Source organism: Paenibacillus sp. CECT 9249, from assembly GCF_918697855.1.
In the GTDB taxonomy this organism is placed as follows: Bacteria; Bacillota; Bacilli; order Paenibacillales; family Paenibacillaceae; genus MSJ-34.
In genome coordinates this window covers 26,078-46,148 of sequence record NZ_CAKKLI010000022.1, presented here as the reverse complement: position 1 = coordinate 46,148, position 20,071 = coordinate 26,078, and the positions used below count along the sequence as shown (strand labels likewise).

General features: G+C 50.4%; 22 protein-coding genes. All 22 read left to right on the top strand.

Annotation, left to right across the window (positions count from 1 at the left end; all coding sequences use genetic code 11):
- Window positions 1–16 precede the first annotated feature (16 nt).
- The 22 genes from rpoC to rplE all read left to right on the top strand — a co-directional run bounded on the left by rpoC (window position 17) and on the right by rplE (window position 20,053).
- The gene (gene rpoC / locus LQ229_RS16060; RefSeq protein ID WP_230192264.1) at window positions 17–3,652 is read left to right on the top strand and encodes a DNA-directed RNA polymerase subunit beta'; all 3,636 of its coding nucleotides are present in this window, start codon (window positions 17–19) and stop codon (window positions 3,650–3,652) included.
- A 150-nt stretch (window positions 3,653–3,802) separates the two neighbouring features.
- The gene (locus tag LQ229_RS16055) at window positions 3,803–4,054 is read left to right on the top strand and encodes a ribosomal L7Ae/L30e/S12e/Gadd45 family protein (protein ID WP_216539527.1); all 252 of its coding nucleotides are present in this window, start codon (window positions 3,803–3,805) and stop codon (window positions 4,052–4,054) included.
- 132 nt (window positions 4,055–4,186) lie between these two features.
- Window positions 4,187–4,606 carry a 30S ribosomal protein S12 gene (gene rpsL, locus LQ229_RS16050; protein WP_216539528.1) on the top strand — a complete coding sequence of 140 codons (420 nt, stop codon included), beginning with the start codon at window positions 4,187–4,189 and terminating at the stop codon, window positions 4,604–4,606.
- 56 nt (window positions 4,607–4,662) lie between these two features.
- Window positions 4,663–5,133 carry a 30S ribosomal protein S7 gene (rpsG, locus tag LQ229_RS16045; protein WP_216539529.1) on the top strand — a complete coding sequence of 157 codons (471 nt, stop codon included), beginning with the start codon at window positions 4,663–4,665 and terminating at the stop codon, window positions 5,131–5,133.
- A 70-nt stretch (window positions 5,134–5,203) separates the two neighbouring features.
- Entirely contained in the window at window positions 5,204–7,276 is a 2,073-nt protein-coding gene (gene fusA, locus LQ229_RS16040) for an elongation factor G (RefSeq protein ID WP_216539530.1), read from the top strand.
- A 91-nt stretch (window positions 7,277–7,367) separates the two neighbouring features.
- The gene (tuf, locus tag LQ229_RS16035; RefSeq protein ID WP_216539531.1) at window positions 7,368–8,561 is read left to right on the top strand and encodes an elongation factor Tu; all 1,194 of its coding nucleotides are present in this window, start codon (window positions 7,368–7,370) and stop codon (window positions 8,559–8,561) included.
- 1,695 nt (window positions 8,562–10,256) lie between these two features.
- Window positions 10,257–11,672 carry a PQQ-dependent sugar dehydrogenase gene (locus tag LQ229_RS16030; protein WP_230192263.1) on the top strand — a complete coding sequence of 472 codons (1,416 nt, stop codon included), beginning with the start codon at window positions 10,257–10,259 and terminating at the stop codon, window positions 11,670–11,672.
- A 190-nt stretch (window positions 11,673–11,862) separates the two neighbouring features.
- On the top strand, window positions 11,863–13,200 hold the full coding sequence (locus LQ229_RS16025; RefSeq protein ID WP_216539532.1) for a globin-coupled sensor protein: 1,338 nt from the start codon (window positions 11,863–11,865) through the stop codon (window positions 13,198–13,200).
- Window positions 13,201–13,478: 278 nt separating this feature from the next.
- Window positions 13,479–13,787: a 30S ribosomal protein S10 gene (gene rpsJ, locus LQ229_RS16020; protein ID WP_005544556.1), complete on the top strand. Its 309-nt coding sequence runs from the start codon at window positions 13,479–13,481 to the stop codon at window positions 13,785–13,787.
- Window positions 13,788–13,828: 41 nt separating this feature from the next.
- Window positions 13,829–14,452, top strand: coding sequence for a 50S ribosomal protein L3 (gene rplC / locus LQ229_RS16015; RefSeq protein WP_216539533.1), 624 nt, complete (start codon window positions 13,829–13,831; stop codon window positions 14,450–14,452).
- Window positions 14,453–14,478: 26 nt separating this feature from the next.
- Window positions 14,479–15,102, top strand: a complete 624-nt coding sequence (gene rplD, locus LQ229_RS16010) for a 50S ribosomal protein L4 (RefSeq protein ID WP_216539534.1) — start codon at window positions 14,479–14,481, stop codon at window positions 15,100–15,102.
- A complete protein-coding gene (gene rplW / locus LQ229_RS16005) occupies window positions 15,102–15,392 on the top strand; it encodes a 50S ribosomal protein L23 (protein WP_216539535.1) in 291 nt (96 codons plus the stop codon). Before rplD ends, rplW begins: the two co-directional genes overlap by 1 nt.
- 32 nt (window positions 15,393–15,424) lie before the next feature.
- Window positions 15,425–16,255, top strand: a complete 831-nt coding sequence (gene rplB / locus LQ229_RS16000) for a 50S ribosomal protein L2 (protein ID WP_216539536.1) — start codon at window positions 15,425–15,427, stop codon at window positions 16,253–16,255.
- Window positions 16,256–16,354: 99 nt separating this feature from the next.
- Window positions 16,355–16,636 (top strand): 30S ribosomal protein S19, encoded by a 282-nt coding sequence (gene rpsS / locus LQ229_RS15995; RefSeq protein WP_216539537.1) that lies wholly within the window; start codon window positions 16,355–16,357, stop codon window positions 16,634–16,636.
- Window positions 16,637–16,668: 32 nt separating this feature from the next.
- Window positions 16,669–17,001 (top strand): 50S ribosomal protein L22, encoded by a 333-nt coding sequence (gene rplV / locus LQ229_RS15990; RefSeq protein ID WP_216539538.1) that lies wholly within the window; start codon window positions 16,669–16,671, stop codon window positions 16,999–17,001.
- 13 nt (window positions 17,002–17,014) lie between these two features.
- On the top strand, window positions 17,015–17,680 hold the full coding sequence (rpsC, locus tag LQ229_RS15985) for a 30S ribosomal protein S3 (RefSeq protein ID WP_230192262.1): 666 nt from the start codon (window positions 17,015–17,017) through the stop codon (window positions 17,678–17,680).
- A 2-nt stretch (window positions 17,681–17,682) separates the two neighbouring features.
- The gene (gene rplP, locus LQ229_RS15980) at window positions 17,683–18,117 is read left to right on the top strand and encodes a 50S ribosomal protein L16 (RefSeq protein WP_230192261.1); all 435 of its coding nucleotides are present in this window, start codon (window positions 17,683–17,685) and stop codon (window positions 18,115–18,117) included.
- Window positions 18,107–18,307, top strand: a complete 201-nt coding sequence (rpmC, locus tag LQ229_RS15975; protein WP_018759704.1) for a 50S ribosomal protein L29 — start codon at window positions 18,107–18,109, stop codon at window positions 18,305–18,307. The genes rplP and rpmC overlap by 11 nt, the downstream gene beginning before the upstream one ends.
- A gap of 100 nt (window positions 18,308–18,407) precedes the next feature.
- On the top strand, window positions 18,408–18,671 hold the full coding sequence (gene rpsQ, locus LQ229_RS15970; protein ID WP_216539541.1) for a 30S ribosomal protein S17: 264 nt from the start codon (window positions 18,408–18,410) through the stop codon (window positions 18,669–18,671).
- 35 nt (window positions 18,672–18,706) lie between these two features.
- Window positions 18,707–19,075, top strand: coding sequence for a 50S ribosomal protein L14 (gene rplN, locus LQ229_RS15965; RefSeq protein ID WP_216539542.1), 369 nt, complete (start codon window positions 18,707–18,709; stop codon window positions 19,073–19,075).
- A 50-nt stretch (window positions 19,076–19,125) separates the two neighbouring features.
- Window positions 19,126–19,479 (top strand): 50S ribosomal protein L24, encoded by a 354-nt coding sequence (gene rplX / locus LQ229_RS15960; protein ID WP_216539543.1) that lies wholly within the window; start codon window positions 19,126–19,128, stop codon window positions 19,477–19,479.
- A gap of 31 nt (window positions 19,480–19,510) precedes the next feature.
- On the top strand, window positions 19,511–20,053 hold the full coding sequence (gene rplE / locus LQ229_RS15955) for a 50S ribosomal protein L5 (protein ID WP_216539544.1): 543 nt from the start codon (window positions 19,511–19,513) through the stop codon (window positions 20,051–20,053).
- Window positions 20,054–20,071: the final 18 nt, after the last annotated feature.

Below are 20,071 nucleotides of genomic sequence, written 5' to 3'. Positions count from 1 at the left end.
TAAGGAGGGTTGCTCCTTGATGGACGTAAACAATTTCGAATTTATGAAGATCGGATTAGCTTCACCGGACAAAATTCGTTCTTGGTCCCGCGGAGAAGTAAAAAAGCCGGAGACAATCAACTATCGTACCTTAAAACCGGAAAAAGAAGGGCTCTTTTGTGAAAAAATATTCGGCCCGACGAAAGACTGGGAATGTCATTGCGGCAAATATAAACGCGTCCGTTATAAAGGCGTCGTCTGCGACCGCTGCGGCGTTGAAGTAACCCGCGCGAAAGTGCGCCGCGAGCGGATGGGCCATATCGAATTGGCCGCCCCGGTTTCGCATATTTGGTATTTCAAAGGAATTCCAAGCCGCATGGGTTTGGCGCTGGATATGTCGCCGCGCTCGCTCGAAGAGATTATTTACTTCGCTTCCTATGTGGTCACCGATCCGGGCGATACGCCGCTCGAGAAGAAGCAACTGCTGTCCGAGAAGGAATACCGCAGCTACCGCGAGAAATACGGCTACGGATTCCAGGCTGGCATGGGAGCCGAAGCGGTCAAAAAGCTGCTTCAAGATCTCGATATCGATAAAGAACTCGAATTTTTGAAAGAAGAGCTGCGCACGGCGCAAGGACAACGCCGCAACCGTGCGATCAAGCGTCTCGAAGTTATCGAAGCGTTCCGCAATTCGGGCAACGAACCGGAATGGATGATTCTCGACGTGCTGCCGGTCATTCCGCCGGAGCTGCGTCCGATGGTTCAATTGGACGGCGGACGTTTCGCCACGTCCGACTTGAACGATCTGTACCGCCGCGTTATTAACCGCAACAACCGCTTGAAACGTCTCCTCGACCTCGGCGCGCCGGATATTATCGTGCAGAACGAGAAGCGGATGCTGCAAGAAGCGGTGGACGCGCTGATCGACAACGGCCGCCGCGGCCGCCCGGTAACGGGTCCCGGCAACCGGCCTTTGAAATCGCTCAGCCATATGCTCAAAGGGAAGCAAGGCCGTTTCCGTCAAAACTTGCTCGGAAAGCGCGTTGACTACTCGGGTCGTTCCGTTATCGTTGTCGGACCGAGCCTGAAAATGTACCAATGCGGCTTGCCGAAAGAGATGGCATTGGAATTGTTTAAGCCTTTCGTCATGAAAGAGCTTGTCAATAAAGGATTGGCGCATAATATCAAGAGCGCGAAACGCAAAGTGGAACGGGTCAGCCCGGAAGTATGGGACGTGCTCGAAGAAGTCATTAAAGAGCATCCGGTTCTGCTGAACCGCGCTCCTACGCTGCACAGACTCGGGATCCAAGCGTTCGAACCGATTCTTGTGGAAGGACGCGCTATTAAGCTTCATCCGCTCGTATGTACGGCGTACAACGCCGACTTCGACGGCGACCAGATGGCGGTGCACGTGCCGTTGTCCGCCGAAGCGCAAGCGGAAGCGCGCATTCTGATGCTGGCTTCGGGGAACATTCTGAACCCGAAAGACGGCAAACCGGTCGTCACGCCTTCTCAGGATATGGTTCTGGGCAGCTATTACTTGACGATGGACAACAAGGAAGCGGAAGGAACGGGCCTCATCTTCGCCCATCCGAACGAAGCGATCTCCGCTTATCAACGCGGAACCGCCTCGCTGCATGCGCGCGTCGCGATTCCGGTCAAGGCGCTGGGCAAAACGTCCTTCACCGACAAGCAGCAGGGCGCGATGCTGGTTACGACGGTCGGCCGGATTATTTTCAACGAAATATTCCCGGCGTCGTTCCCGTACATCAACGAGCCTACGAAAACGAACTTGCTGCAAGGAACGCCGGAACAATACTTTGTATACGACAAAGGCGTCGATATCCGCGAGTACATGCTGTCGCTTCCGCAAACGGGCGCGGTCGGCAAAGAATATTTGGGACAAATTATCGCCAAATGTTTCGAGACGTACCATACGACGGAAACGTCGGTCATTCTGGACAAAATCAAACAGCTCGGCTTTACGTACTCGACGAAAGCGGGCATTACGATTGCCGTCTCCGATGTTATCGTACCGCAGGAAAAAGCGGATATTTTGCGCGAATCCGAAGAGAAGGTCAAAGTGGTTACCAATCAATACCGCCGCGGTCTGATTACGGACGAAGAGCGGTACGACCGGGTTATCGAAATTTGGGGCCAAACGAAAGACCGGATTACCGACGTATTGATGAAATCGATGGACCGTTACAATTCGATCATGCTCATGGTCGACTCCAAAGCGCGCGGTAACAAATCGCAGATTACGCAGCTTGGAGGCATGCGGGGGCTGATGGCTACGCCGTCGGGCCGAATTTTCGAATTGCCGATCAAATCGAACTTCCGCGAAGGCTTGACCGTCTTGGAGTACTTTATTTCCACGCACGGCGCGCGGAAAGGTTTGGCCGACACCGCGCTTCGTACGGCGGACTCCGGTTACCTGACGCGCCGTCTCGTCGACGTGGCGCAAGACGTCATCATCCGCGAGGAAGATTGCGGTACGGATAAAGGATTTACCGTCAGCAAAATTCAAGACGGCAAAGAGGTTATCGAAGACTTGTTCGACCGGATCGAAGGACGCTATTCGTTCGAAACGGTACGCCATCCGCAAACCGGCGAAATTATCGTGAACCGCAACGAATTGATCGATTCCGACAAAGCCGATCTGCTGCTCAAATCGGGAGCGCTCATGAAGCCCGACGGCGTCGAGCGTCTGCAAATCCGTTCGGTTCTTAGCTGCCGCGCCCGTCACGGCGTCTGCAAAATGTGCTACGGCCGCAATCTGGCGACCGGCAAGCACGTCGAGATCGGGGAAGCGGTCGGCATTATCGCCGCGCAATCGATCGGGGAGCCGGGAACGCAGCTCACGATGCGTACGTTCCATACCGGGGGCGTCGCGGGAGACGATATTACGCAAGGTTTGCCGCGGATTCAGGAGCTGTTCGAAGCGCGGAATCCGAAAGGGCAAGCGGTCATTACCGAAATCGACGGCGTCGTGAAAGAAATTCGCGAGGCGAAAGACCGCCGCGAAATCGAAATTCAGGGCGAAGCCGAAACGAAAGTGTACGCCGTTACGTACGGATCGCGCATTCGCGTATACGAAGGGAAAGAGGTCGAAGCCGGCGACGAGTTGACGGACGGTTCGATCGACCCGAAAGATATGCTGCGCATTAAAGGAATTCGCGGCGTGCAAAACTACATTCTCCAAGAGGTGCAGCGCGTATATCGAAACCAAGGGGTTGAGATTAACGACAAGCACGTCGAGGTTATGATCAAGCAAATGCTGCGCAAAATCCGAATCGTCGATTCGGGAGATACGCCTCTGTTGCCGGGCTCGTTCGTGGATATTCACGAATACGAAGCGGCCAACAAGGATGCGATTCTCTCCGGCAAAGAACCGGCTGTCGCGAAACCGGTATTGCTCGGGATTACGAAAGCGTCGCTTGAAACCGACTCCTTCCTGTCGGCGGCATCGTTCCAGGAAACGACTCGCGTCTTGACCGATGCGGCCATCAAAGGAAAAGTCGACCAATTGCTCGGCTTGAAGGAGAACGTCATTATCGGTAAGCTGATTCCTGCGGGAACGGGCATGAGCCGATATCGCAACGTCAAATTCGTCGAGCCTGAGCCGGAAGAACCGACACAGGAAGAATTGGAAGCCGTATCGATAGAATAGCGGTTATGGCGGAGCGGAATGAGCGGATAAGCCGGCGTGGCTTTCCCTCATTCCGTTTCAGTTTTTTCTTGACATCCGATTTTTGAAATGATAATATATCGTAGTGTGCCTAAGCTAACGTATCACCTGTTCTTTTGGAGGATATGATCGATGTCTTATGATAAAGGATTACAGGACGCGAACATTAAGATCGGCACCAAACAGACGATGCGAATGGTCGAACTGGGGCAAGCCGTCGAAGTGTATGTGGCGGAAGATGCCGATTCGCGGATTACATCGAAAGTGATCGCGCTGTGCAAGAAAGCCGGCGTGAAGGTAACTTACGTCGACACGATGCGGAATCTCGGCAAAGCTTGCGGGATCGAAGTCGGAGCCGCGATGGTTGCCGTTGTGAATGAATAATGAAACTAATGTTTTTGTAGGGGCGGGAGTCCCGGGCAAAGACATTTCGTTTGTTCTTTTATGAACCGCCTGGGTCTGTGGGCTTAAAAGCGGCTCATAATCGAATGTTTATTATGGGAAGGGGGTGGCAACATGCCAACAATTAATCAATTAGTGCGCAAAGGCCGCGAAGAGAAAAAATCGAAGTCTAAATCCCCTGCATTGCAAAAAGGATTCAACGCTTTGAAGCGTGAAGAGACTGATTTGAGCGCCCCGCAAAAACGCGGCGTATGTACTCGCGTAGGTACTTTGACTCCGAAAAAACCGAACTCCGCGCTTCGTAAATACGCTCGTGTTCGTTTGACGAACCGCGTGGAAGTGAACGCGTATATCGGCGGAATCGGACACAACTTGCAAGAGCACAGTGTCGTATTGGTTCGCGGCGGACGGGTAAAAGACCTTCCGGGGGTACGTTACCATATCGTGCGCGGTGCATTGGATACTGCAGGCGTGAACAACCGTATGCAAGCTCGTTCGAAATACGGTACGAAACGTCCGAAAGAGAAAAAATAATCGAATGACGATGTAAGCAGAAGATTGATAGAATGACGAAAGAAAGGGGGATACCCATGCCACGCAAAGGTCCAGTTTCGAAGAGAGACGTGTTGCCGGATCCGGTGTATAACAGCAAATTGGTTACTCGCCTGATCAACCGCATCATGATCGACGGTAAACGGGGCGTTGCTCAAACAATCCTTTACGATGCGTTCAAGTTGATTCAAGAACGTACAGGCAAAGAGCCGATGGAAGTGTTTGAAGCAGCGATCAAAAATATTATGCCGGTATTGGAAGTTAAAGCTCGTCGTGTCGGCGGCGCCAACTACCAAGTGCCGATCGAAGTAAAACCTGAAAGACGCACCTCCTTAGGGTTGCGTTGGCTCGTAAACTATTCCCGCACTCGCGGGGAGAAAACGATGGAAGAGCGTTTGGCGGCTGAGATTATCGACGCTTCCAACAACACAGGCGCTTCCGTCAAGAAACGTGAAGACACGCACAAAATGGCTGACGCCAACAAAGCGTTCGCGCACTATCGTTGGTAGGATCAAGCTTTACGTTTCGTCAATTTATAGAATTCAGTTAAGATAGTCTAATTTGAAGGGAGACTGTTTCATGGCAAGAGAGTTCTCCTTGAAAAATACACGCAACATCGGGATCATGGCACATATTGATGCCGGTAAGACTACGACTACGGAGCGGATCTTGTTCTTTACGGGCCGTACGCACAAAATCGGGGAAGTTCACGAAGGTGCGGCTACGATGGACTGGATGGAGCAAGAGCAAGAGCGCGGTATTACGATTACGTCTGCCGCGACGACCGCTCAATGGAAGGGTCACCGCATCAATATCATCGATACCCCCGGACACGTTGACTTCACCGTTGAAGTTGAGCGTTCCTTGCGTGTATTGGATGGGGCAGTTGGTGTTTTTAGCGCGAAGGAAGGCGTAGAGCCGCAATCCGAGACGGTTTGGAGACAAGCCGATAAATACGGTGTTCCGCGTATTGCATATGTCAATAAAATGGATACCGTCGGAGCGGACTTTTTGCACGTTATTCAAACGATGCGCGACAGATTGCAAGCAAATGCCGTTGCGATTCAACTTCCAATCGGAGCGGAGAATGATTTCAAAGGTATCATCGACTTGGTCGAACAAGTAGCTTATATCTACAAAGACGACCTTGGCAAAGATATCGAACAAATCGAAATTCCGGCGGAGTACAAAGACAAAGTCGAAGAACTTCGCATGGAATTGGTCGAGAAGGTAGCGGAGCTTGACGAAGACTTGACCATGAAGTATCTTGAAGGTGAGGAAATTACAGTACCCGAACTGAAAGCGGCATTGCGCAAAGGGGTATGTAGCGTACAAATCTTCCCGGTCGTTTGCGGGTCTTCCTATCGCAACAAAGGGGTTCAATTGATGTTGGACGCCGTTGTCGATTACTTGCCTGCGCCGATCGACGTACCTGACATTAAAGGTCATCTTGAAGACGGTACGGAAGCGGTTCGCCATTCTTCCGACGAAGAGCCGTTCGCGGCGCTTGCTTTCAAGATCATGACAGATCCTTATGTCGGTAAACTGACGTTCTTCCGCGTATATTCCGGCGTGCTACAATCCGGATCGTACGTATTGAACGCGACGAAAGGCAAACGCGAACGGATCGGCCGTATCCTGCAAATGCATGCGAACAGCCGCCAGGAGATCTCCATCGTGTACTCCGGCGATATCGCGGCTGCCGTAGGTTTGAAAGATACAGGCACGGGCGACACGCTTTGCGACGAGAAAAATCCGGTTATTCTGGAATCCATGAACTTCCCGGATCCGGTTATCGAGATCGCCGTCGAGCCGAAGACGAAAGCCGACCAAGACAAGCTTGGCGCGGCGCTCGCGAAATTGACGGAAGAGGATCCGACGCTGCGCGCTTCGACGAACGAAGAAACGGGCCAAACGATCCTTGCCGGTATGGGCGAGCTTCATCTCGATATTATTATCGACCGTATGCGCCGCGAGTTCAAAGTGGATACGAACGTAGGTAAACCGCAAGTTGCTTACCGCGAAACGTTCCGCACTCCTGCACGCGTGGAAGGCAAGTTCGTACGCCAATCCGGCGGTCGCGGACAATACGGACACGTTTGGGTCGAATTCGAACCGCTTGAAGCGGGCACCGGCCTGCAGTTCGACAGCAAAATCGTCGGCGGTGCGGTTCCGAGAGAATATATCGCTCCTGCGCAAGCGGGTATCGAAGAAGCGATGAAGAACGGTGTTCTTGCCGGCTTCCCGCTCGTCGATGTGAAAGCCACGATCGTTGACGGATCTTACCATGACGTCGACTCCAGTGAGATGGCGTTTAAGATTGCCGGTTCGATGGCTTTGAAAGCGGCGAAAGACAAATGTAATCCGGTTCTGCTCGAGCCGATCATGAAAGTGGAAGTTACCGTTCCGGAAGAATACATGGGCGACGTGATGGGTATGCTTAACTCCCGTCGCGGCCGGATCGAAGGTATGGATTCCCGCGGGGGCGCGCAAGTGATTCGTGCGAAAGTGCCGTTGTCCGAAATGTTCGGATATACGACGGTATTGCGTTCCGGTACACAAGGCCGCGGTGTCTTCTCGATGGAAATTTCCCACTACGAAGAAGTGCCTCGCAACATTGCCGAGGAAATCATTTCGAAGAGCGGCTCTTAAGATTGTTTTCCAGCCGGCTGTGCGCTTGACTCATTCAGGCGCACAGCCAGGCAACATATAATTTCCAAATATTAAGGAGGCTTCGTTTCAAATGGCAAAGGCTAAATTTGAACGTACTAAACCGCATGTTAACATCGGTACAATTGGTCACGTTGACCATGGTAAAACTACTTTGACAGCTGCGATTACAACAGTATTGACAAAAAAATACGGCGGCGGTTCCGCGATCGCTTACGACCAAATCGATAAAGCTCCGGAAGAGCGCGAGCGCGGTATCACAATCTCGACTTCCCACGTGGAATACGAGTCCGCTACTCGTCACTATGCACACGTTGACTGCCCAGGTCACGCCGACTACGTTAAAAACATGATCACCGGTGCTGCGCAAATGGACGGCGCGATTCTCGTCGTTTCCGCTGCTGACGGCCCGATGCCGCAAACTCGCGAGCACATCTTGTTGTCCCGCCAAGTAGGCGTGCCTTACATCGTCGTATTCATGAACAAATGCGACATGGTTGAAGACGAAGAGTTGCTTGAACTTGTTGAAATGGAAATTCGCGATCTTCTTAGCGAATACGAATTCCCGGGCGACGACACTCCGGTCATTCGCGGTTCCGCTCGTGAAGCTCTTCAAAATCCGGACGGAGAATGGGCAGAAAAAATTCTTGAGTTGTTCGAACAAATCGACAACTACATCCCAACTCCGGAGCGCGATACTGACAAGCCTTTCTTGATGCCGGTTGAGGACGTATTCTCGATCACTGGCCGCGGTACGGTTGCTACAGGTCGCGTAGAGCGCGGTGTCGTTAAAGTCGGCGACGAAATCGAAATCGTTGGTATCGCTGAAGAAACTCGCAAATCCGTTGTTACAGGCGTTGAGATGTTCCGTAAACTTCTTGACTCCGCACAAGCTGGTGACAACATCGGTGCGCTTCTTCGCGGTGTTGACCGTAAAGAAATCGAGCGCGGCCAAGTTTTGGCTAAGCCGGGTTCCGTTAAACCTCATACGAACTTTACAGCTCAAGTATACGTATTGACGAAAGAAGAAGGCGGACGCCACAAACCTTTCTTCACAGGTTACCGTCCTCAATTCTACTTCCGTACAACGGACGTAACTGGCATCATCAACTTGCCGGAAGGCTCTGAGATGGTTATGCCTGGCGACAACATCACCGTTACGGTTGAACTGATCGCTCCAATCGCGATCGAAGAAGGTACTCGCTTCGCGATTCGCGAAGGCGGACGTACGGTTGGTGCCGGTGCGGTTGCATCCATCATTAAATAATAACAGGCGTTCGCTAGAACGCCCTATCGGAAATCCATTATCGCATCGTTGCGGTAATGGATTTTCTTCGTTATAGGGATCGGTGTAGGAGGAACTCGGCGACCAACCACCCAACCCGTGACAATGCAGATTTGCGGGAGCTTGCGATCCGACTGCCGGCATGCAGCAATACACCGTCTGCCGGGAATTGCGCTCGGTGCTCCGGCTCGGCGATTAACTCCAAATTGCGGAGTTATATTGGGGCTATGTTGGCTTTCTCGCTGCCTGAACGGTAAAACCTGGCGCCAATTTCAAGCAACTCGCCACTTTCCCTATACGTACCCCAGGACCAGGGCTTACATCGCGATTTGTATATGAAAATTCGAATAATATCGTCGGATTCGATGCGTGCGCCGCACATTTTGTATGATTTTTCGTATACAATTACTGGATCAGGGCCTGAAATCGCGTTTTGTGTATGAAATTTCGAACAATATCGACCGATTCGATGCGTGCACGGCACATTGTGTATGATTTTTCGTATTCGTTATGCCGCCTCTCGCAGATTTTCAAAGTTATATACAGTCAATCGGCGGCCTATTTCAATTTCATAAATCCCTGCCGTTGAAGTAACTGGCTTTATTGCGCATATAGAAGGGGATACCTCCCTCAATTTCGAAGGCGGTCCGCGCGGACCTACGCTCTTCGTTTAGCGCTAACGAAACTAACGAGGCTGTCTATAATTGAGGACACTTTTTTAATTTGCTTCTCAGATGCCATCAGATCGATTTTCTTTTAGACAAGGGACCATCTTTCATCTGAAATTCCATCTGAGCGGCGATTTTGAAGCAAAATAATTGTTGTCCACTTTAAATCGACAGTCTCCTAACAATCCTTATTCGGCTCAAAAGGAAGACGTTCCCCATTATAAACCACGTATCGCTATGCATCGGAAATCGTCGGTCTTACCACCTTTTTCAGTTAGCCCCCTAAATTCGCAACCTTTTTCGAGGCAACGCCAATGCTTGTTATCTGAAGATTCAGCAAAATAGCGCCCCAGTGCAGAGCCCTTCTAGCTCAATCGTCGTAAGTCACAACAAAACGCTCAATGCAACGCTTGTGATACATACCCCAAATTAACTACCGCTAAATCCGCCCTCACCGCCCAAATGAAGCAAATTGCCTTCATAAAATACTGTTAACCATTAAATTGCTAGCTTGTCAGTGATAGCCGATTGGAAATTGTCCAATGAAAACAGCCGATTTCACGGGCAAAACGGGTCCCTGTTGGAAATTGTCCAATGGAATGCCCCCATCTTCGTCTGTTCGCTGCATTTTCTGCTGATTCTATTGGATGAAATCCAACGGAGGGCTGCATGTTCGGTTTCAAGCGGATAAAACATTGGATAAAATCCAATGAACGACCTTATCCTGGGGTTTACAAGTAGTAAAATATTTGATAAATCCAATGAACGACTGTATCTTGAGGTTTGCAAGGAGCAAAATATTTGATAAATCCAATGAACGACTGTATCTTGAGGTTTGAAAGGAGCAACATTGGATAAAATCCAATGAAGGAGCGCATGCCCGGGTTCGGTCGGATCAAACGGATCCCATTCGCGAACCTCCTGCCGGCTTATGGTATGATAAGACGTAATAAAGTCATCTTCGAACGGCGAAAACGAAAGGGAAGATTCGTATAAGGGGGAGAATGCGATGAAACACAGTGCGGGCGAATGGTTGGAGCGAACACTTGGGCAATTTTCGGGCAAAGGAAACATTAGCAAAATGATAGACAAGCAAAGCATTGGAAAAAGAGTCGCAAATAAAAGCGGCATAGGCAAACGGATCGAAGCCAAACGGATCGAAGAAAAAAAACGAATCGCAGGCAAAAGAGGTGCAAGCAAACTCGCAAGCAAACCAGTCGCGGGCAAACGATCCACAGGCAAACCAGTCACCGGCAACAGTGTCACAACCCCAGGCAGACGCATCGCGCTGGCGGGCATGATGCTGTTGTTGCTGTCCGGGGCAGGCTGCGATGACGAGACGTTGCGCGGCGGAACGGCGAAAGAAGGCGAGGGGCCAAGCGCGGTTGAAACGGCGAGAGAGTCCGCCATCCCGTATACGGCCGAAACGTTGGCAGAAGGGCTGAATGTGCCGTGGGAAATGGCGATCGCTCCGGACGGGCGAATCTTCTTCACCGAGAGGCCGGGGGCGATTCGAGTGATCGAGCAGGATCGTCTGGCGAAGGAGCCGCTCATCGAAATGGAGGCGCCTTTCATCAGCAGAAGCGAAGGGGGGCTGCTGGGGCTTGCGATCGATCCGAACTTCGAAGACAACCGCTTCCTGTATGCGTACCATACATACGAGACGGAAGAAGGAATCCGGAATCGGGTCATTCGATTGAAGGAGAACGGCAACAAGGCCGAGATCGATCAAGTGCTGATCGACGGGCTGCCCGGCGCTGCCAACCATAACGGAGGAAGGATCAAAATCGGTCCGGACGGCTATCTCTACATTACGACCGGCGACCGGTACGAGCCGGGACTCGCCCAGGAACGCGAAAGCTTAGGCGGTAAAATATTGCGGTTCGCACCGGACGGCTCCATCCCGCAGGACAATCCGTTTCCCGGCTCGCCGGTATACAGCTTGGGACACCGCAATCCGCAAGGCCTCGCGTGGCATCCCGTCACGGGGCAGTTGTACGCTTCGGAACACGGCCAATCGGCGCATGACGAAGTGAATCGGATCGAAGCCGGCGCGAATTACGGCTGGCCGATCGTTCAAGGCGACGAACAATCCGGACAATATCCGGATTTGATAAAGCCGCTGCTCCATAGCGGGGAAGAAACATGGGCTCCGTCGGGCATGGCCTTTATTACGCAAGGTCCGTGGAAGAACAGGCTGCTTGTCGCGAATTTGGCGGGGAAGCAAGCGCTGCTGATCGAGCTAAGCGAACCCCATTATAATGAAGCAAAAAATGTAGAGGCGTTGTTTCGCGATTTGGGGAGAATTCGCAACATCTACGAAGGGCCGGACGGCTCCGTATATGTCATGACCAATAACCGCGACGGACGAGGAAATCCGCAGCAGGGCGACGACAAGATGATACGGCTTCGTCCCCGGACGTAACCGGTACGACAAACCGCAGGTTAAGGGCGCACAGGTTAAGGCGTACGGGCCGGCGGTAGTTTACAGCCTTTTATCCACGGTGTGACATAACTCACATCTAATTTAAAACGTTTCCTTCAAAATATTGGCATGTCGATGGAGAAGCGCGCTTGAACGCATTCTGCACTGTCTTATTGAGGAGGAGATTGAAATGAGCGAAAAACGGTTTTTAGCATTTGCACAACGTTTCGGAAGCCAACGCAACGGAAAGCGAAGGAGCCAAGATCTATTGGATACGGAGAAAAAGCATGAAGTCGTCATCGATTGCGGCGGCAACGAAGACGTTCGCAAACAGTTCGAGATGATTCGGCTGAACGCGGACGATTTGCAGCGGATCCGGCAAATGCAGCCGCTGATCGAACGGCATATCGGCGAAATAACCGCCGCATTCTACGATTCGATTCTGGGCGTGAAAGAATTGGAAGCCATCATAACAAGCCATAGTACGATCGAGCGGCTGAAAAAAACATTGACCGCGCATATTATGGAAATGTTCTCCGGCCGAATCGACGAGGCGTACGTCGGCAAACGGTTCCGAATCGCCCAGGTTCATCTGCGAATCGGCCTGCGCCCGAAATGGTATATGGGCTCATTTCAAAACTTGCAAAACTCATTGATCGATATTTTACATACCTATATAAGCAACCCGGAAGAGCGCGTCGCTTATGTGAAATCGGTGCTGAAGCTGTTGAACTTGGAGCAGCAGCTCGTTCTGGAAATCTATGAGGCGGAACATTTGCACGAGCGGGAAGAGCAGTATGAAAAAGTGAAAGACGAACTGAAACAGAACTTGTTCGGCTTGAGCGAAGGGCTGGCGCGGCTAACGAAAGAAACGAGCGGATCGGTGCAGCAGTTGGTCGCGAAAAGCAACGAAGTAAAGCAGGCGATCTATCGCAGTACGGAAGTGTCCGAACGATCAAGCAAGCTCGCCCTGGAAGGGAAGATGAAACTGGACGAAATGACCGCCAAGATCGAGATTATCGACAAGAGCTCGTCTCATATGGAGCAAGCGGTCATGCAACTGTCGGAGTTGTCGCGGCAAATTCGGGGCATCGTCGGCGCCGTTCAGCAGATCGCCAATCAAACGAAACTGCTCGCGCTCAACGCGTCGATCGAAGCGGCAAGAGCCGGGGAGCACGGCAAAGGATTCGGCGTCGTATCCAATGAAGTGAAATCGTTATCCGAGGATACGAGACGGACGGTCGCGCTGATTGCCGATTTGGTAGAACAGTCCGAGCGGCATACTGAAGAAGTGGTCGCAGCGATCGGCAACGTCCAGCGGCTGGTCAAGGACGGGCATGAGCATTCGAAAGGGACGAGCCATGCATTCGGCATGATTGTAGACTCCATGAAGCATATCGGCGACGAAATCGTGATGATCGAAAAAGAAATGACCGCGCTGAACGAGACGCTGGAAAGCATCGGACAATCCACCTATGAGGTGGCCGCGTCGGCGAGTGCGCTGAACGAAACGACGATCAATTTGTAGGAGACGGGCTGCCGGAAGGGACGGTTTCAGGCCCGTTTCCGTTATCCTTCCCGTCTTCGAAAACGCCCATTCGGAAATATCGAATAAAATCATGCCCCATATGAACTTTTTGTTGCATTTGTCATTCGTTTTATATATAATAGTGAATGTTGTTCTGTGACGTTGCGATGATGTGAGAGGTTACCGACACACCCGGCCCCTTTGCCATGGGACGGTGTTCGGAAAATTTTCACGGAGTATGTCCGATACCAAATTGGGCGATAGAAGGAGGGACTAGCATGGCAAAGCAAAAAATTCGTATTCGTTTGAAAGCTTATGATCACAGAATTCTTGATCAGTCCGCAGAGAAAATCGTGGAAACGGCAAAACGTTCCGGCGCAGGTGTATCCGGTCCGATTCCGCTTCCTACCGAGAAGCAAATCATTACTATTCTTCGTGCGGTACACAAGTATAAGGATTCTCGGGAGCAATTCGAAATGCGTACGCACAAGCGCTTGATCGATATTGTCAACCCAACGCCACAAACTGTGGATGCCTTAATGCGCTTGGATCTGCCGTCCGGTGTAGATATCGAAATCAAACTGTAATACAAGATTAACGAGAGTAGGAAAGGAAAAGAGGTGTCAACATGAAAGGTATCTTAGGGAGAAAATTGGGAATGACGCAAGTATTTACTCCGGAAGGCAACGTGATTCCGGTCACGGTTATTGAAGCCGGCCCTTGCGTAGTTCTGCAAAAGAAAGACCAAGAGAACGACGGATACGAGGCGGTTCAGCTCGGTTTTGTCGATAAGAAAGAAAAAAACGCCAACAAACCTGAAACGGCTCATGCGAAAAAAGCAGGAACCGCACCTAAGCGCTACATTCGTGAAATTCGCGGCGTAGACATGGCGAATTACGAAGTCGGACAGGAATTGAAAGCCGATATTTTCGAAGTTGGCGAATTCGTTGACGTAACGGGTACTTCGAAAGGGAAAGGGTTCCAAGGCGTTATTAAAAGATGGGGACAAAGCCGCGGACCGATGTCGCACGGTTCCCGCTATCATCGCGGACCGGGTTCGATGGGTTCCATCCAGGCGAACCGCGTACCGAAAGGCAAACGTCTTCCAGGGCATATGGGCAACGAGACGGTAACGCTTCAAAAGCTGGAAGTGATTCGCGTGGATGCGGAACGCAACGTGTTGCTCGTTAAAGGATCCGTTCCTGGAGCGAAGAACAGTTTCGTGAAAATCAAATCTACGGTGAAGAATTAATTGCGTAAAGAAAGGAGGAACAAGAAATGCCTAAAGTAACAGTATACAATGTAAGCGGAGCATCGGTAGGCGAGATCGAATTGGCGGATAGCGTATTCGGCATCGAGCCGCATGTTCATGTATTGCATCAAGCTGTTGTTATGCAGCAAGCAGCAGAACGTCAAGGCACTCACAAAACGAAAGGGCGTTCCGAAGTTCGCGGCGGCGGCCGTAAACCATGGAAACAAAAAGGAACGGGCCGCGCTCGTCAAGGCTCCATTCGCGCACCGCAATGGAAAGGCGGCGGTACCGTGTTCGGACCGACTCCTCGCAGCTACGGCTTCAAACTCCCGAAGAAAGTTCGTCGCTTGGCAATCAAATCCGCATTGTCTTCGAAAGTTGTAGGTAATGAAATTATCGTATTGGATCAATTAACGATGAATGCACCGAAAACGAAAGAATTCGCGGCGATTTTAAATAACTTGAAAGTGGATCGTAAAGCTTTGGTCGTGACTCCAAGCTACGACGACAATGTCGCTCTTTCCGCGCGCAACATTCCGGGCGTGAAATTTGTAGCGGCTGACGGCATTAACGTTTTGGACGTAATGGTATACGACAAGCTGATCATTACGAAAGAAGCAGTTCAGAAAGTAGAGGAGGTGTTCGCGTAATGAAGGATCCTCGCGATATTATCAAGCGTCCTGTGATTACGGAACGCACGAGCGACTACATGGCGGAAATGAAGTACGCTTTTGAAGTGGATATGCGTGCGAATAAGGTCGAAATCAAACAGGCGATTGAACAAATTTTCAAAGTAAAAGTAGCGAAAGTGAACGTTATGCGCGTTCCGGCGAAGCCTAAGCGTTACGGCCGCCATTTCGGATATACGTCCGAATGGAAAAAAGCGATCGTGACTTTAAGCGCGGACAGCAAGCCGCTTGAAATTTTCGAATCGGCTTAAAGAATTATTTCTGAAGTAAGGAGGGACAAGAAGTGCCTATTAAAAAATATAAACCGACATCCCCGGCACGTCGCGCGATGAGCGTGTCGACGTTTGAAGAAATTACGACAAGCACGCCGGAGAAATCGTTGCTTGCGCCGCTAAGCAAAACGGCAGGACGCAACAACCAAGGTAAAATTACGGTTCGTCACCACGGTGGCGGTCATAAACGCAAATACCGCATGATCGATTTCAAACGGAACAAAGATGGAATACCAGGACGCGTTGCTACAATCGAGTACGACCCGAACCGGACTTCCAACATCGCTTTGATCCATTATGCGGACGGCGAGAAACGTTATATCATCGCGCCGCAAGGTTTGAAAGTCGGCGATCAAATCATGTCCGGAGCAGGTGCCGATATTAAAGTCGGTAACGCGCTCCCGCTTGAAAACATCCCGGTGGGTACGCTTATCCACAATATCGAACTGAAGCCAGGCAAAGGCGGACAATTGGTTCGCGCTGCAGGTACGGAAGCGCAGCTGCTCGGTAAAGAAGAGAAATACGTATCGGTACGTTTATCTTCCGGCGAAGTTCGCAAAATTTTGAAAGTTTGCCGCGCGACGATCGGATCTGTAGGCAACCAAGATCACGAGCTTGTGAAAATCGGTAAAGCAGGCCGCTCCCGCTGGTTAGGCAAACGCCCTGAAGTACGCGGTGTCGTCATGAACCCGAACGATCACCCGCACGGTGGTGGTGAAGGCCGCGCTCCGATCGGACGCAAATCGCCGATGTCTCCATGGGGCAAACCGACTCTTGGCTACAAAACGCGTAAGAAAAACAAAGCTTCTGACCAATACATTATTCGTCGCCGTACGAAATAATAATGCCGCAAGAAGAATTGTCGCCACGCATCGTGGCGTAACGTTAGCCCGCCGTGCGCAAACGCAGGCGGTATGGCTTGGTGAAGGGAGGATTCACACATGGGTCGCAGTCTAAAAAAAGGACCGTTCGTCGACGGTTATCTGTTGAAAAAAGTCGAGGAAATGAATGAGAGCAACAAAAAGGCGGTTGTGAAAACATGGTCCCGCCGCTCTACCATTTTCCCGCAATTTATCGGACACACTTTCGCGGTGTATGATGGCCGCAAGCATGTGCCGGTATACGTAACGGAAGATATGGTCGGTCACAAATTGGGCGAATTCGCTCCAACCCGTACGTATAAAGGACATACGGACGACGACAAGAAAACAGGCAGACGTTAATCGTCTTTAATTGTTTGAGAGGAGGTAATACAATGCAAGCGAAAGCAAGTGCGAATTATGTTCGGATTGCTCCTCGTAAAGCTCAACTCGTAGTTGACTTGATTCGCGGGAAACAAGTGGGCGACGCGATCGCAATTTTGCGCCATACGCCTAAATCGGCTTCCCCGGTCGTTGAGAAGCTGCTCAATTCCGCAATCGCAAACGCTGAACATAACTATAACTTGGATGTTAACAAACTGGTTATTACGGAAGCGTACGTGAACCAGGGTCCGACTTTGAAACGTTTCCGCCCGCGCGCGATGGGACGTGCTAGCAGGATCAACAAAAGAACGAGCCACATCACCTTGGTGGTATCTGAAAAATAAGGAGGGAAAACGTGTGGGGCAAAAGGTAAATCCGGTTGGATTACGTGTAGGGATTATTCGTGACTGGGAGTCCAAATGGTATGCCGGCAAAGATTTCGGTGATCTGTTGCTGGAAGATGTCAAAATTCGTGAATACCTGAAAAATAAATTGAAAGACGCTGCCGTTTCCCGTGTGGAAATCGAAAGAGCGGCGAATCGTGTAAATGTAACAATCCACACTGCGAAACCAGGGATGGTTATCGGTAAAGGTGGCTCGGAAGTTGAAGTGCTGCGTACGGAAATTGCGAAAATTTCCAAAGGCAAAAAAGTGCACATCAACATTTCGGAAATTAAAACTCCGGATCTTGACGCAATCTTGGTTGCGGAAAGCATCGCACAACAATTGGAACGCCGCGTTTCTTTCCGTCGTGCATTGAAACAAGCGATCCAAAGAACGATGCGCGCTGGCGCAAAAGGAGTCAAAACAGCGGTTAGCGGACGCTTAGGCGGTGCCGAGATCGCTCGTACGGAAGGCTATAGCGAAGGAACCGTTCCACTTCATACGCTTCGCGCCGACATCGACTATGGCACGGCAGAAGCGCATACGACATACGGCCGCATCGGCGTAAAAGTATGGATTTATCGTGGAGAGGTACTTCCTACGGCTAAGAAGCAAGCTGCTAAGGAAGGAGGCAACTAATCATGTTGGTACCAAAACGTGTAAAGCACCGCAAGCAACAACGCGGTAGCATGAGAGGCCGCGCGAAAGGCGGCACGGAAGTGAATTTCGGCGAATACGGTTTGCAAGCCATGGAACCTGCATGGATTACGAACCGCCAAATCGAAGCAGCGCGTATCGCGATGACTCGTTACATTCGCCGCGGCGGTAAAGTATGGATCAAAATTTTCCCGGACAAACCGATTACGCAAAAGCCGCTTGAGGTTCGGATGGGTAGCGGTAAAGGTAACGTCGAGAAATGGGTGGCAGTAGTTAAGCCGGGCAAAATTATGTTCGAGCTTGCCGGCGTTTCGGAGGAAATTGCTCGTGAGGCGATGCGTCTTGCCGCTCACAAACTGCCGGTGAAAACGAAGTTTGTGAAACGAGAAGAATTGGGTGGTGAAGCAAATGAAAGCTAATGAATTGCGCAACTTAACCACTGCTGAGATTGAACAAAAAATTGCCGGATTTAAAGAAGAACTCTTTAACCTCCGTTTTCAATTGGCTACAGGCCAGCTTGATAACCCGACTCGGATTCGTGATGTGCGTAAAGAAATAGCTCGTGCTAAAACCGTATTACGTGAAAGAGAACTTGGGATCATCAGTTAATTGATTTTTTTCGAGCCTCGAAACAGGGTTGAAAAAGAATCTATATGAAGCATATGTCCGGTGAACGCCAGACGTATTGATTTCAGGAAGGAGGCAAAGTATGAGCGAACGCAATGCTCGTAAAGTGCAGATCGGTAAAGTAGTGAGCGACAAAATGGATAAAACCATCGTTGTTGCCGTTGAAACTTATAAAAAGCATGATCTCTACCACAAGCGCATTAAATACACGAAAAAATTTAAAGCGCATGATGAGAACAATCAAGCGAAGATCGGCGATACAGTCAAAATTATGGAAACTCGTCCGCTCTCCAAAGATAAGCGTTGGAGACTCGTAGAGATCGTTGAAGAAGCGGTAATCGTTTAAGGACGTGCTATTTTTCCGAAAGGAGGAAATCGAAAATGATTCAACCATTCACACGTTTAGCTGTCGCTGACAACTCCGGCGCGAAAGAATTAATGTGTATTCGTGTACTGGGCGGCACAGGACGTCGTGCTGCGCATATCGGCGATTTGATCGTTTGTTCCGTAAAACAAGCAACACCAGGCGGCGTTGTCAAAAAAGGTGATGTCGTTAGAGCGGTTATCGTTCGCACGAAACGTTCGGTTCGCCGGAAAGACGGTTCTTACATCGCATTCGACGAGAACGCGGCGGTTATTGTAAAAGAAGATAAGAGCCCGCGCGGAACGCGTATTTTCGGACCTGTCGCTCGCGAGCTTCGTGATAAAGACTTCATGAAAATCGTTTCCTTGGCTCCTGAAGTTATCTAACAGAACCTGATAAGCGGTTGTGACGCTTCGATAGTAGGAGGTGTAAGAAAGTGCCAAGATTGCAAAAGATCAAAGAATCCTATAACAATAAATTGCACGTGAAAAAGGACGACACGGTAATCGTCATTACCGGGAAGGACAAAGGGAAGAAAGGCCGCGTCATCGCAGCTTATCCTCGTGAAAACCGCGTTCTTGTCGAAGGCGTGAACATGGTGAAAAAACACCAAAAGCCGAACCAAGCGAATCCGCAAGGCGGTATCATCGAGCAAGAAGCTCCGATCCACGTTTCGAACGTGATGCATGTGGATCCAAAGAGCGGCAAAGTGACTCGAATCGGATACAAAGTGCTGGATAACGGCAAGAAAGTTCGCGTTGCGAAAAAATCCGGAGAAGTTATCGATTAATCAGTTTTGACGGAAAGGAGGACCATAAACCATGGCAGCAAGATTAAAAGATCGTTTTTTAAATGAAATTACGCCTGCGTTGATGCAAAAGTTCAATTATTCTTCCGTAATGCAGGTTCCGAAAATCGAAAAAGTCGTCATCAACATGGGTGTCGGCGATGCGGTTCAAAACTCCAAAGTGCTTGATTCGGCCGTGAACGATTTGCAGCTTATCGCAGGTCAAAAGCCGGTCATCACTCGTGCGAAGAAATCGATCGCCGGTTTTAAATTGCGCGAGAACATGCCGATCGGCGCGAAAGTAACATTGCGCGGAGACCGGATGTATCATTTCTTGGACAAATTGTTCAACGTGACGCTTCCGCGCGTACGCGACTTCCGCGGCGTATCGAACAAAGCGTTCGACGGACGCGGCAACTATACGCTCGGTTTGAAAGAACAATTGATCTTCCCGGAGATCGAATACGATAAAGTCGATAAAGTTCGCGGTATGGATATCGTTATCGTAACGACTGCGAAAACGGACGAAGAATCTCGTGAATTGTTAACTCAACTCGGCATGCCTTTTACGAAATAAACCTAATGAGAAAAACTT

Coding starts and splice junctions, on each gene's coding strand:
- rpsQ (WP_216539541.1), top strand. CDS start 18,408: ATGAGCGAACGCAATGCTCGTAAAGTGCAGATCGGTAAAGTAGTGAGC.
- tuf (WP_216539531.1), top strand. CDS start 7,368: ATGGCAAAGGCTAAATTTGAACGTACTAAACCGCATGTTAACATCGGT.
- rplD (WP_216539534.1), top strand. CDS start 14,479: ATGCCTAAAGTAACAGTATACAATGTAAGCGGAGCATCGGTAGGCGAG.
- LQ229_RS16055 (WP_216539527.1), top strand. CDS start 3,803: ATGTCTTATGATAAAGGATTACAGGACGCGAACATTAAGATCGGCACC.
- rplN (WP_216539542.1), top strand. CDS start 18,707: ATGATTCAACCATTCACACGTTTAGCTGTCGCTGACAACTCCGGCGCG.
- rpsS (WP_216539537.1), top strand. CDS start 16,355: ATGGGTCGCAGTCTAAAAAAAGGACCGTTCGTCGACGGTTATCTGTTG.
- rplC (WP_216539533.1), top strand. CDS start 13,829: ATGAAAGGTATCTTAGGGAGAAAATTGGGAATGACGCAAGTATTTACT.
- rpsG (WP_216539529.1), top strand. CDS start 4,663: ATGCCACGCAAAGGTCCAGTTTCGAAGAGAGACGTGTTGCCGGATCCG.
- rpmC (WP_018759704.1), top strand. CDS start 18,107: ATGAAAGCTAATGAATTGCGCAACTTAACCACTGCTGAGATTGAACAA.
- rplE (WP_216539544.1), top strand. CDS start 19,511: ATGGCAGCAAGATTAAAAGATCGTTTTTTAAATGAAATTACGCCTGCG.
- rplP (WP_230192261.1), top strand. CDS start 17,683: ATGTTGGTACCAAAACGTGTAAAGCACCGCAAGCAACAACGCGGTAGC.
- rpsJ (WP_005544556.1), top strand. CDS start 13,479: ATGGCAAAGCAAAAAATTCGTATTCGTTTGAAAGCTTATGATCACAGA.
- fusA (WP_216539530.1), top strand. CDS start 5,204: ATGGCAAGAGAGTTCTCCTTGAAAAATACACGCAACATCGGGATCATG.
- LQ229_RS16025 (WP_216539532.1), top strand. CDS start 11,863: ATGAGCGAAAAACGGTTTTTAGCATTTGCACAACGTTTCGGAAGCCAA.
- LQ229_RS16030 (WP_230192263.1), top strand. CDS start 10,257: ATGAAACACAGTGCGGGCGAATGGTTGGAGCGAACACTTGGGCAATTT.
- rpsL (WP_216539528.1), top strand. CDS start 4,187: ATGCCAACAATTAATCAATTAGTGCGCAAAGGCCGCGAAGAGAAAAAA.
- rplV (WP_216539538.1), top strand. CDS start 16,669: ATGCAAGCGAAAGCAAGTGCGAATTATGTTCGGATTGCTCCTCGTAAA.
- rplW (WP_216539535.1), top strand. CDS start 15,102: ATGAAGGATCCTCGCGATATTATCAAGCGTCCTGTGATTACGGAACGC.